At 71.9% G+C, this 11,003-nt stretch carries 11 protein-coding genes; 2 read left to right on the top strand and 9 right to left on the bottom strand.

The genetic code is table 11. The features are described from left to right. Nucleotides 1-648: 648 nt before the first annotated feature. The 3 genes from ACLQ25_RS27985 to ACLQ25_RS27975 all read right to left on the bottom strand — a co-directional run bounded on the left by ACLQ25_RS27985 (nucleotide 649) and on the right by ACLQ25_RS27975 (nucleotide 4,421). Nucleotides 649-1,278 carry a hypothetical protein gene (locus ACLQ25_RS27985; RefSeq protein ID WP_425733757.1) on the bottom strand — a complete coding sequence of 210 codons (630 nt, stop codon included), beginning with the start codon at nucleotides 1,276-1,278 and terminating at the stop codon, nucleotides 649-651. 13 nt (nucleotides 1,279-1,291) lie between these two features. Next, nucleotides 1,292-3,076: a DUF4012 domain-containing protein gene (locus ACLQ25_RS27980; RefSeq protein WP_425733756.1), complete on the bottom strand. Its 1,785-nt coding sequence runs from the start codon at nucleotides 3,074-3,076 to the stop codon at nucleotides 1,292-1,294. A 97-nt stretch (nucleotides 3,077-3,173) separates the two neighbouring features. Continuing rightward, nucleotides 3,174-4,421, bottom strand: coding sequence for a glycosyltransferase family 4 protein (locus ACLQ25_RS27975; RefSeq protein ID WP_425733755.1), 1,248 nt, complete (start codon nucleotides 4,419-4,421; stop codon nucleotides 3,174-3,176). 165 nt (nucleotides 4,422-4,586) lie between these two features. On the opposite strand from ACLQ25_RS27975, the gene ACLQ25_RS27970 reads away from it, so the two are divergent. Then, nucleotides 4,587-5,141: a low molecular weight phosphatase family protein gene (locus ACLQ25_RS27970; protein ID WP_425733754.1), complete on the top strand. Its 555-nt coding sequence runs from the start codon at nucleotides 4,587-4,589 to the stop codon at nucleotides 5,139-5,141. On the opposite strand, the gene ACLQ25_RS27965 is transcribed toward ACLQ25_RS27970, so the two are convergent. Beyond that, nucleotides 5,122-6,582 carry a polysaccharide biosynthesis tyrosine autokinase gene (locus ACLQ25_RS27965; RefSeq protein WP_425733753.1) on the bottom strand — a complete coding sequence of 487 codons (1,461 nt, stop codon included), beginning with the start codon at nucleotides 6,580-6,582 and terminating at the stop codon, nucleotides 5,122-5,124. The genes ACLQ25_RS27970 and ACLQ25_RS27965 overlap by 20 nt on opposite strands. Before the next feature lie 351 nt (nucleotides 6,583-6,933). On the opposite strand from ACLQ25_RS27965, the gene nhaA reads away from it, so the two are divergent. Further along, nucleotides 6,934-8,283, top strand: coding sequence for a Na+/H+ antiporter NhaA (gene nhaA, locus ACLQ25_RS27960; protein ID WP_425733752.1), 1,350 nt, complete (start codon nucleotides 6,934-6,936; stop codon nucleotides 8,281-8,283). Between the two features lie 26 nt (nucleotides 8,284-8,309). On the opposite strand, the gene ACLQ25_RS27955 is transcribed toward nhaA, so the two are convergent. The 5 genes from ACLQ25_RS27955 to egtD form a co-directional block, all read right to left on the bottom strand. Next, nucleotides 8,310-8,507, bottom strand: coding sequence for a hypothetical protein (locus ACLQ25_RS27955; protein WP_355052466.1), 198 nt, complete (start codon nucleotides 8,505-8,507; stop codon nucleotides 8,310-8,312). Nucleotides 8,508-8,511: 4 nt separating this feature from the next. After that, a complete protein-coding gene (locus ACLQ25_RS27950; RefSeq protein WP_425733751.1) occupies nucleotides 8,512-8,835 on the bottom strand; it encodes a hypothetical protein in 324 nt (107 codons plus the stop codon). Then, entirely contained in the window at nucleotides 8,832-9,194 is a 363-nt protein-coding gene (locus tag ACLQ25_RS27945; RefSeq protein WP_425733750.1) for a DUF1622 domain-containing protein, read from the bottom strand. The genes ACLQ25_RS27950 and ACLQ25_RS27945 overlap by 4 nt, the downstream gene beginning before the upstream one ends. A gap of 39 nt (nucleotides 9,195-9,233) precedes the next feature. Continuing rightward, nucleotides 9,234-9,821 carry a TMEM165/GDT1 family protein gene (locus tag ACLQ25_RS27940; RefSeq protein WP_396798019.1) on the bottom strand — a complete coding sequence of 196 codons (588 nt, stop codon included), beginning with the start codon at nucleotides 9,819-9,821 and terminating at the stop codon, nucleotides 9,234-9,236. 215 nt (nucleotides 9,822-10,036) lie between these two features. After that, entirely contained in the window at nucleotides 10,037-11,002 is a 966-nt protein-coding gene (egtD, locus tag ACLQ25_RS27935; RefSeq protein ID WP_425733749.1) for an L-histidine N(alpha)-methyltransferase, read from the bottom strand. Between the last annotated feature and the right edge of the window lies 1 nt (nucleotide 11,003).

Here is an 11,003-nt window from a genome sequence, read left to right as displayed (position 1 = left end):
CTCGTCCGGGCGCTCAAAAGTCTGGGGGGCGGCCTGCGAGCGGGGGGCTCGTGGCGGCCGGTCCGTGTGTAACGACCTGCGGTCCGGGGCCATTCCCGCAGGCGGGGTGGCCCGGTGGTTGCGGGGCGGTCACCGCGACCTGGGCGGACCGGTCATTTCCTCACCGGTCTGACGGGCGGGCGGCCCAGCCTTGGTCCTGCGATCGTCAGGGTGTGTAACGACCCGCGGCCCGCCACGATTCCGGCCCACGGGTGCATCCGGTCACCACAACGGCCCCACAACTGGACATACGCCCACACGCAGGGATCAGACCGGGTGATCGACTCGACATCGTCGAAGTCGGGGTGTTCGGGGCCGGTTGACAGCGCGGTATCGGCGAACTCGTGTCGATCATGACCGGGGACTCGGATTGGCGATCGGCTTTGGCTCGCCGACGTGGGGGTGCATCCGGTGGCCCGACGGACGCCAAGCGGGTGTCCCATGTCGTCGACAGCCCCGCGACGGCGATCCGGAATCGAACACGGCGGAAGCGGAATGGACCGGGCGAAACGCGACACCGGCCCGCGACGTGAACTGGCGCCCGTCGGGACAATCCGACGGGCGCCAGTTCGGGGTACGTCCGGGGCACTGCCCCGCTTGTGGTGCCGGTTAGTGCGCGGCTCCGCCGAAGCGCTGGCGGCGACGCCAGGCCAGGGTCAGCAGCAGCATGATCGCGCCGGCGCCGACGAGACCGCCACCGAGCTTCATGGGCGTACCGATGCTGTCACCGGTGACGGGCAGCGGCTGCTTGCGGTGCAGCACCCGCAACTCGGTGCTCGCGGTCCGGCCGGACTCGCGGCCCGTGGCGGTGAAGGTCAGCAGACCGGTCACCGACGGCTTGTAGCTCTTGGTGAAGTGGCCCTGGGCGTCGGTGTACGCCGTGAAGTTGAGCGGCGCGCTCGCCTGGTACGCCACCGGCTCCATGGCCACGGTGGTGCCGTCGCTGCGGCGGGCCGGCGCGTTGCCGGCGGCCGGGGCAGCGATGGGGGTGACCGTCACCGCGATGTCGACGGTCTCGTTGGGGCCGAAGCCAGTGCCGGTGAGCACGACCGTCTCGCCCAGGAAGATCGTCGGCCGGTTGACGGTCAGGGCTGGCGGCTGCGGCGCGTACGGCGGCGGCTGGGTCGCGCCGGCGGACGTGCTGGGCGACGGCTGAGCCGGTGCCGCCCCCGCTGCCGTCGGCACGGCCACCACGGCCAGGCCGACCGTGAGCGCCATGATGATGCGGGATAGCCGCATGATTGGTTCCCTCCTACTGGTCACAGCTTGGTGCGGAATGAACTTGGGTGGTCCAGGGGCTGGCGGTGGGGGTCAGCCACAGCTCGGCCTGCCCGACGCCGGTCTTGGCCGTCAAGACGGTGACCTCCAGCGCCCTCTCGACGCCGGGGGCGATGTCGACGTTGGCCGTCGCCACCTGGCGGCGGCGTTCGGTGCCGCTGCCCACTGCCGTCTCGACCCCGTCGAGCCGGGCGTCGAGCACGGAGCCGCCGGCCGGGCTGAAGATCGACACCAGCGTGCGCGCGGTGTACGGATCGCCAGCCATACCGAGGCCAAGGATCGACTCGCTGAGCCCTGACTTCGGCGCCGTCGAGCGCAGAGTCACCCGCAGCCGGAGCTCGCGGCGACCGTCGGACCGGCATTCGCCGACCGTGAGGCTCGCCGTCGGCCGCAGGTAGTAGCCGAGCTTCGCGCCGCTGCCGTCGTTGAGAAACACGCCGACCGTCGGCACGGTGTCCTGTTCCGGCAGCGTCCCGGCCATCCGGCTGTTGCCGAATGTCCGCTGTTCTTCCGGATGAGCACTCCAGAACAATATCCGGCGTTCGGTGATAGCACGGTCAAATGCGGACAACAACACCCTGGGGTTGACATTCTTCTTGAAGAAGGCGTCAAACACCGCAGCGGCCGAGGATGCGAAGTAGGCATCCTGCTGCGTGGTGTCCAGCCGCTGGTAGGTCTCGTTGAGCAGGGTCTGCACGGCCTTGTCGCTGGCCAGCGGCACCCCGCCGGGCACCAGCACCGGGCCGGTCGCCTTGAGCAGGTAGGACAGCACCACCGGATCCACGGCGAGCACACCGTCGACGGTGGTGCCGGTCTTGCGCCGGTACATCTCCCGGTACAGGGCGGCGGCGGTCGGGAAGTGCGGGGTCAGGTTCACGTCGGCGGGGTAGATGCCGGGCAGGTCGGTCCAGATCGCCCGGGTCTCGGGGGGCAGCTTCAGCGCCGGGGTGAACCGGCCCAGGGACGCGCTGCTGCCCTGCCGGCCCATCCGGACCTGGCCGCCCTCGGCCTCGATCATCGCGTACGCGCCGAACATGCCGCCGGTCGCGCGCAGCTCGGCCAGGTTCTGCGAGACGAGCAGGTAGCTCCGCGGGCCGCTGGCGCCGAGCAGCGGCGGCAGCAGTCGAGCGCCCTGGTCGGCCGCGGCGGTGAGGCTGGCCAGCCGGTCGATCTCGCCCCGGAGATCGGTCAGCGCCTGGCGGACCTGGCTGACCAGCTTGTCGGCCGGCACGGTGGCCAGGTCCCGACGGGTGCCCTGCACCGAGTCGTTGACGCGGGTCAGCTCGCCGGAGACCGACGTGAGCCGGGCCAGGTCCAACCGGCCGCCGGCCGGCACGAGGCTGGTCAGGTCCGTGCGCAGCAGGCTGGGGAACGCCTGCCGGGCCAGGTCGTCGATGGCGATGGCGATCAGCCGGACCGCGTCGAGATCGTCACCGGCCGCCGGGGTGTGCCGACCGAGCCTCCAGCTCGGGTCGGATGTGGCCGCCCGGGCCGCGCCGGACTGCTCCTGCAGGGCGGAGAGGGTGCGCAGGGCACGGTCGGTGTCCCCGCCGACGACCTGGGCGCTCAGCTCCCGGGCCAGGCCGGCGGCATTGAGCAGGTGGGCCCTCGCCTGCCAACCGCGAAAACCGATCCACCCACCCGCGGCCAGCACCAGCGATCCGACCACGAGCACGCCGAGCAGGGCCCGGCGCAGTCGCGCGCGCCGGCGACGCCGGGACCGGCTTCGTCGTCGACGCGGTCGTTCGCTCTCCGTCACACCACACTCCGCTCCGGGAATCGGACAGTCTGTCGAATTCCCTGACGTTCTTAGCACGTTACGGGGACTCTCGTACCGTTATGGCATTTCCGGTCCTTTACGCGAAGTTTCCTCGCGGCGCTGTCGCCCCCTGCGGAACGCGGCCGGCAGCCTCGTGCAGAAGCCGTTCGATCCGGTCGACGCCGGCCGGCAGCGACATCTCCCGCAGGTACGTCTGCCGCCCCCGCCGGCCCATCTCGGTGCGCGCTGGCGGCGGGATGGTGGCGGCCAGCCAGAACCGGTCGGCCAACGCGGCCCAGTCCTCGGGAGGGCAGGACAGCCCGGCTCGGGCGCGTTCGACCAGCTCGACGGTGTCCCCGCCGGCCGACGCGACGACCGGCGCGGCGCACGAGAGCGCGGCCTGCAGCTTGCCCGGCACCATGCCGCGAAGCTCGGGCAGGTCACGCAGCATGATCAACTGGTAGTCGGCGGCGGCGTACAGCTCGGGCATGTCGACAGGTGACCGCCGTTCGAGGAAGCGGACGTTCTCCGCCTTGAGGTCGGCGGCGAGCCCTCGTACCCGCCGCTCGTCCGCGCCCGAGCCGACCAGGACCAGATCCATCGTCCGGTCCAGTGCCGCCGCGGCCCGTACCGCCGTCTCCAGCCCCTGGCGGGGTCCGATGGTCCCGGCGTGCATGACCACGCACCGGCGATCCCGGCGGACCATCTGCCGGGCCGCCGCGCCCGGTGTCGCCGGGTAGAAGATGCGCTCGTCCGTCCAATTGAGGACCAGACGGACCCGGCCGGGGTCGGCGCCGGCCGCGACCACCAGGTCGCGCATCGACGGCGCGGCCACGGCGACCCGCGCGGCCGACCGGTAGACGCGGGTCATCGCGGCGTCCATCCGCGCCAACCAGCGGCCGCCGCCGGACGCGTCGACGCCGTCGCGAGCCCAGACATCCTGCACGTGCAGCACGGTCGGCACCCTCGCGAGGAGCCGCAGGACGGCGGCGGTGGCGAACGTGGTGGCCGGCAGTTGGAAGACGTAGAGCGCGTCCACGTCACCCAGGAACCGGCGGGCCGCCAGCGACGCGCTCCCGGCGAACGACAGGTAACTGGCCATCCGCGCCCGGGTGGTGGTGGCCCCGCCGGAGACCCGCGGCACCCGGCGGACCGACAGCCGGTCGCTGTGCGTCTCGTGGTGCCACCGCTGCCGCCACCCTGGATAGACGTGCCCGCCCGGGTAGTCGGGGAATCCGGTGAGGACGCGGACCTCGTGCCCGCGCGCGGCCAACTCCTCGGCGAGGCTGCCGGGGATGAACGCCGGCTCGGGCGGGAAGTGGTACGACAGGATGCCGATCTTCACCGCGACACCGCCGGTGGGCGCGAATCGGGCTCGGCCGGCGCGGCACCGCGTCCGAAGGGGCGTCCCGCGTAGGATGCTGGCAACCCCTCCCCGCGCGCCCAGCGGCGTCGACGCATCACCCTCGCGGTGTGGCGACCCGTGTCCGCATCCACGAGAGGGCTCCCGATGGCCGACCGCGTGCTGTTCGTCTGCCACGCCAACCTGTGTCGCTCACCGATGGCCGAGCACCTGGCCCGACGGCTGCTGGCCGACCGTGCCGTGCTGGTGTCCAGCGCCGGCACCGACGCGATGGACGGGATGGCCATGCACCCGTACGCGGCGGAGGTCGTGGCCGAGGAGGGCGGCGACCCGACGGCGTTCAGCAGCCGTACCCTGCGTGCCGAACAGCTGACCGATGCGACGTTGGTGCTGACCGCGACACGGCGGCAGCGGTCGGTGTGCACCTCGCTCGCGCCCGGCGCGCTGCACCGGACGTTCACCCTGCGCCAGTTCGGCCGGCTGGCGGCGGCGGCCGAACCGCCCGTCGGATCGACCGACGATCCACTGGGGGCCGCCATCGCCGCCGCCGCCAGCGCCCGGGGGCGGCTGCAACCCGCCGCCCCGGACGCGGACGACCTTCGGGACCCGATCGGCGGTACCGTCGCCGACTTCCGTCGCTGCGCCGAGGAGATCGAACGCTCGCTACGACCCCTCGCCGCGCTCATCGGGGCAGCCGGGTGAGTTCCTGGGTACGGTCGCTGACACCGTTGACCCCGGCGTCCTCACTGTGCCGGGCGGCGGGGGCCCGGTCGGTCGGTACCGACGGCGTGGCGGTCGAGGCGACCACCCGGTAGGCCTCGTACTGGTACGCCTCGGCCTTGGCCACCTTCGCCATGTTGAGCACGCAGCCGAGCAGCCGCACCGAGACCGAGTGCAGCGCGCGGGCCGCCGCGGCCACCTGGGTGCGCGACGTACGACCCTGCTGGCTGACCAGCAGCGCGCCGTCGGCCTGGACAGCCACCACGACGCCGTCGGTCACCGCGAGCAGCGGCGCGGTGTCGATGATCACGATGTCCGCGGACTCGCGCAACGCGAGCAGCAGGTCCGCCATCGCCTTGGAGCCGAGCAACTCGCTCGGGTTGGGCGGCGCGGAGCCACTGGGCAGCACCAGCAGGGACTTGTCGCCCCACCGCTGCACCACGTCACCGACCTGGACGTCGCCGACCAGCACGTCGGTGAGGCCGACACCGGCGTCCAGGCCCAGGTAGTCGTCGACCTTCGGGCGGCGCAGGTCGGCGTCGACCAGCAGCACACGCCAGCCCGCCTCGGCCAGCGCGATGGCCAGGTTGCACGACATCGTCGTCTTGCCCTCGCCCTGCAACGCGCTGGTCACGGCGATGACCCGGGCCGGCTCGTGCACGTCCACGAAGCGCAGGTTGGTCCGCAGCTTGCGGACCGCCTCGGCACGGGCCGACGTGGCGGCGTCGCCGACGATCAGCGGGGACGTGCGGGCGGCGCTCTCGAACGGGATCTCGCCGAGCAGCGGGCTTCCGGTGGCGCGTTGCAGGCCGGCGGCGTCGCGCAGGCGGACGTCGGCGACGCCGCGCAGGATCGCCAGGCCGACGCCGAGGACGAGGCCGAGCAGACCGCCGAGTACGAGGTTACGCACCGGCTTCGGCGAGACGGGGCTCGCGCTGACCCGTGGGCCGCTGACCACCTCGATCTTGATGGGCGACTTACCCTCGGGCGGCGTCTCGACCTTCTGAACGAGTTCGACGAACTTCGCGGCGAGGCTCTCGCTCAGCCGCAGGGCACGGGCCTGGTCGGTGTCGGTGACCGAGGCGCGCAGCAGGACGGTGCCCGTCTCGGTGGAGGTGGTCACCCGGCGCTGCACCTCGTCCGCGGTGAGCCCGACCGGCGTCTCGGCCGCGACACTCTGTGCCAGGCGGTCGCTGCTGAGCAGGTCGGCGTACGACTTGACGCGTTGCTGGAGGAAGAGCCCGCCCTGGTAGGCATCGGAGACGCCCTGGTTGGGGGTGGTGACGAAGAAGGTCACCGAGGCGACGTACCGGGGCTGGGCCCGTACGGTCAGAAACGCCGAGACGCCCAGGGACACCATGATCGTGAGCAGCACCACCCACCAGTGCCGACGCACGTGGCGCAATTGGCGAAGCAGGTCCATCAGGCTTGCCTCCGGACCGGTCCGGTTACGCCAAAGAACTTCACGAAAACCCCCAAGGTCGTCTGTCAACTCGTGAAACCATTAAAGCCCCTCATAGGACTTATGTCTGGAGTTATGCATTTTCGGCATCCGTAACGGCACGTCCCGCATGACCAACCCGACAAAGGGCCATTCGGCAGCGGCGACGCCCGGAAAAGTCGGCGACCGATTCCCCGCGCCGATCTCGATCGTCGCGTCGCGTCCCGCACGATCACGACGTACCGCCGAGCGGATAGGGTCGACAGCGGTGTGCCGGGAAGTCTGGTCGGCGATTGGATCTTTGCCGTCCCGACACCAGAGGTGAGCCCCTTCATGACCGGCCGTGCCCCCCACCGCGACCGACTCTTCGCGCGGTCGTCCTGGCCGGAGGCCCGGCACCTGGCCGACGTGCTGCGCACCGAAACGGTCGGCGGCGCCCTGCTGCTGTTCGGCGCCGTCCTCGCGCTGGTCTGGGCGAACTCGCCGTGGAGCGAGGCGTACGTCCGGCTCGGGGCCTGGGTGCCCTGGCCGGGCGGCGAGCGCTTGCACCTCGACCTGAGCCTCGCCACCTGGGCCGCCGACGGCCTGCTCGCCATCTTCTTCTTCGTGGTGGGCCTGGAACTCAAGCGCGAGTTCGTCGCCGGGGACCTGCGCGACCCGCGCCGCGCGGCGCTGCCGGTGGTGGCCGCCCTGGGTGGAATGGCGACGCCGGCGTTGATCTACGTGGCCGTGCTCCTCGGCACGGGCGGAGAAGGGCTGCGGGGCTGGGCCATCCCGACCGCCACCGACATCGCCTTCGCGCTGGCCGTCCTCGCGGTGGTCAGCTCACACCTGCCGCAGGGCCTGCGCGCCTTCCTGCTCACCCTGGCCGTGGTCGACGACCTGTTCGCGATCACCATCATCGCGGTCTTCTACACCGCCGACTTCCACCCGCTGCCGCTGTTCGCCGCGCTCGCCCCGATCGGGCTCTTCGCGTGGCTGGTGCGGCGGGGCCGGACCTGGTGGTGGGCCCTCGTCCCGCTCGCGGTCGCCACCTGGGCGCTGGTGCACGCCTCGGGTGTGCACGCCACGGTCGCCGGTGTGCTGCTCGGCTTCACCGTGCCGGTGCTGAACCGCGCCCCGGGCGGCACCGCTGCGACGGCCGACCGGACGGAGTCGGGTGGCGCGGACGCGGGCGGGCTCGCCGCGCACCTGGAACACCGGTGGCGACCCGTGTCCGCCGGCTTCGCCGTGCCGGTGTTCGCCCTCTTCGCGGCCGGCGTGACACTCCGTGGCACCGATCTCGGAACCCTGCTGACCGACCCGCTGGTGATCGCCGTGGTGGCCGGCCTGGTGTTCGGCAAGAGTATCGGGATCTTCGGCTCGACCTACCTGCTGGCCCGGTTCACGCACGCCGAGTTGGACGAGGACATCACCTGGCCCGACCTGTTCGGCATCGCCCTGTTGGCCGGGGTCGGGTTCACCGTCTCGCTGCTCATCGGCGACCTGGCGTTCGGCGCGGGCAGTACGGCCGACGAGCGGGTCAAGGCGGCGGTCCTCACCGGGTCGGTGATCTCCGCGGCGCTCGCCGCCGCCGTGCTCGCCCGCCGCAACGCCGCGTACCGGCGGGTGGCCGAGAAGGAACGCCTCGACGCCGACGGCGACGGGGTGCCTGACGTCTACCAGCGGCCCGGACGGGAGTGACCGGTCCGGCCCGCGACCCGCCGTGCTCAGCGGTGGCGGTCGTGCGGCGCCCGCTCCTCGGTCTCGTCCGCGAGGGCGTCGGTCGTGGGGGCGGTGAGGTCGTCGGCGGGCACCGCCACCTCCTCCGCGAGGTCCTGCTCGTCGGGCTTGCCGCCGGGCTGCGGTTCGGGAGCGGTGGCGCCGCCGGCGTACCCGTACTCGTTCGGTTCGTCGTGCCGGCTCATGTGGTTATCCTCCCGCTTTTCCCGGTTTCTCTGGTACCGCCCACGGTAGGCGGTGACCGTCGCCCCCGCAGCGCGGCGGGGATTGTCGCCGCGACCACGGCGGCGGCAGACTCAACGCCGCCGCGAGCAGTTGCCGCAGCGCGACGATCGCGGCGGTGGAGGCCAGGCCACCCCACGCCGGATCCCCGGCGAGCCGCAGCAGGCCGGCCGCCGTCAGAAGGTCCAACAGCACGCGTACGGCGACCCGCACGTCGCCGGTGCACACCGCCGTGACGACCCCGGCGACCAGGGCCAGCGCGGTCACCGCCTCGACCAGCCCGCCGATCACGTCCCCGGCCGCCCGTCGGTGACCTGCCGTTGCTCCTGCCGGATCTCCCGGCCCAGGAAGTAGTTCAGCGCCGTCCGGATCGTGGCGATCGCCGCCAACTGGCCGATCTGCGTGAACGACGGGGACACCGCGGTCCGCAACACGTCGGCCGCGAGTTGGAACTCCAGACCGAGCGTCAGGAATCGGCCCAGCGACAGGCGGATCGGGGTGAAGACGGCGGCGGTGCGGTGCCGCAGCCCTTCGGCCACGAACCGCACCGCCGCCCACAGCGCGCCCACGACGATCACCAGGGCGCCGGCCACCTCCACCACGGCGACCAGCACCTCGTCGCCGTGGCGCAGCAGCTCCGACGGCTCCACCCGCAGGCGTTACCCGCCACCGGGGCGGCTAGTCGGCGCTCAGGTCAGCTCGTTCACGGCCTCCAGGATCAGCCAGAGGCCACTGATGGCGAACAGCACCGCGGCGCCGTACCTGATGGTCTTCTCCGGCAGCCGGCGGCCGAGCATCCGGCCGACCAGGATGGCCAGCGCGTCCGCGGCCACCATGCCCACCGTGGAGCCGAGCCAGGTGCCGAACCAGCCGTACTTGGTGGCCAGGGTGATCGTCGCGAGCATCGTCTTGTCGCCCAGCTCGGCCAGGAAGAACGCCACCGACACCGCCACGATCGCGGTCTTGCTGGTCTTCTCGGCCTTACGCTTCTCCTCCTCGGTGAGCTTGTCACCGCGCAGCGTCCACGCGCCGAAACCGAGGAAGGCCACACCGGCCACCAGCGAGATCCATTCGGTGGGCAGCACGGCGCCGAGACCCGAACCGATGGCGACCGACGCCAGGTGCACCACCGCCGTGGCGACGGTGATGCCGATCAGCACCGGAAGCGGTTTGAACCGCGTGGCGAACGTCAGCGCCATCAACTGGGACTTGTCTCCCAGCTCGGCGACGAAGATGACGCCGAAGCTGATGACCAGCGCGGCGAGGAATCCCTCCATGACATCCTTCCCGTTCAGGCCGGGAGGAGGTACGGGGCGCCCTCGACCCGGCTGCAACAGCCTGAGTCGAAGGTCTCGCCCGCCCCGGAGAACCGGGGCCGCGTGGCCGGATGCGGAACGCACCAGTATGTCGACCACGACATTGGGGGCTACTCCCCTTCGCGCGACCAGCCTAACCGATCAGCGAGCGAGCCGGACGGCGCGGGTGAAGGGACTCACCGCGCACGCGCCAGCGTCACCCCGAACAGCCCGTGCGGGTCCGTCCAGAAATGCGACGCCGCGAAGCCCGCCGCGCCCAGTTCGGCGGCCACCCCCTCCGGGCGGAACTTCGCCGACACCTCCGTCCGCAGCTCCTCCCCCTCGTCGAACACCACCGAGAGGTCCAGCACGCGGACCCGCATCGATCGCGTCGCCCGCAGACGCATCTCGATCCACTCCCGCTCCGGGTCCCACCGGGCGACATGCGCGAACGCCTCCGGGTCGAAGTCGGCCCCCAACTCCCGGTTGATCACATACAGCACGTTGCGGTTGAACTCGGCCGTGACCCCGGCCGCGTCGTCATAGGCGGGCACGATCACCGACGGATCCTTCACCAGGTCGGTGCCGAGCAGCAACCAGTCGCCGACCTCCAGCGCGGCGCGCATCGCGGTCAGGAAATCGGCCCGCTCGGCCGGAAGCAGGTTGCCGATCGTGCCGCCCAGGAACACCACCAGCCGTCGCCCGCCGGTCGGCAGCCGGTCGAGCTGACGGGTGAAGTCGCCCACGATCCCCCGGACCCGCAGCCCCGGATAGTCGGCGGCGATCTGCGCCGTCGACCCGAGCAGGGCGCTGACCGAGACGTCGAGCGGGACGAACGTGCCCAGCCCTCCCCGGCGGGTGAACGCGTCCAGCAGCAGCCGGGTCTTCTCAGACGAGCCGGAGCCCAGCTCGATCAGGGTCTTCGCACCGGTCAGCGCCGCCACATCGGCCGCGTGCGCGTCGAGCACCGTCCGCTCGGCCCGGGTCGGGTAGTACTCGGGCAGCCGGGTGATCTCCTCGAACAGCTCGCTGCCCCGCGAGTCGTAGAACCACTTCGGCGGCAGCCACTTCGCCTCGGCCGTCAGCCCCGCCCGGACGTCCGCCCGCAGGCCACGCTCCAGGTCCTGCGGCTCAAGGTAGATCTCCAACGGTTCCGCACTCATG

It is taken from the genome of Micromonospora sp. DT44 (assembly GCF_049841635.1).
Lineage (GTDB): Bacteria > Actinomycetota > Actinomycetes > Mycobacteriales > Micromonosporaceae > Micromonospora.
Note: the sequence above shows the minus strand (reverse complement) of the source record. Positions and strands in the feature narration are given on the sequence as shown.

Excerpts from the sequence above, each read along its gene's own strand:
- egtD (WP_425733749.1), bottom strand. The coding sequence starts at position 11,002 with ATGAGTGCGGAACCGTTGGAGATCTACCTTGAGCCGCAGGACCTGGAG.
- ACLQ25_RS27965 (WP_425733753.1), bottom strand. The coding sequence starts at position 6,582 with ATGGACCTGCTTCGCCAATTGCGCCACGTGCGTCGGCACTGGTGGGTG.
- ACLQ25_RS27985 (WP_425733757.1), bottom strand. The coding sequence starts at position 1,278 with ATGCGGCTATCCCGCATCATCATGGCGCTCACGGTCGGCCTGGCCGTG.
- ACLQ25_RS27940 (WP_396798019.1), bottom strand. The coding sequence starts at position 9,821 with ATGGAGGGATTCCTCGCCGCGCTGGTCATCAGCTTCGGCGTCATCTTC.
- ACLQ25_RS27955 (WP_355052466.1), bottom strand. The coding sequence starts at position 8,507 with ATGAGCCGGCACGACGAACCGAACGAGTACGGGTACGCCGGCGGCGCC.
- nhaA (WP_425733752.1), top strand. The coding sequence starts at position 6,934 with ATGACCGGCCGTGCCCCCCACCGCGACCGACTCTTCGCGCGGTCGTCC.
- ACLQ25_RS27970 (WP_425733754.1), top strand. The coding sequence starts at position 4,587 with ATGGCCGACCGCGTGCTGTTCGTCTGCCACGCCAACCTGTGTCGCTCA.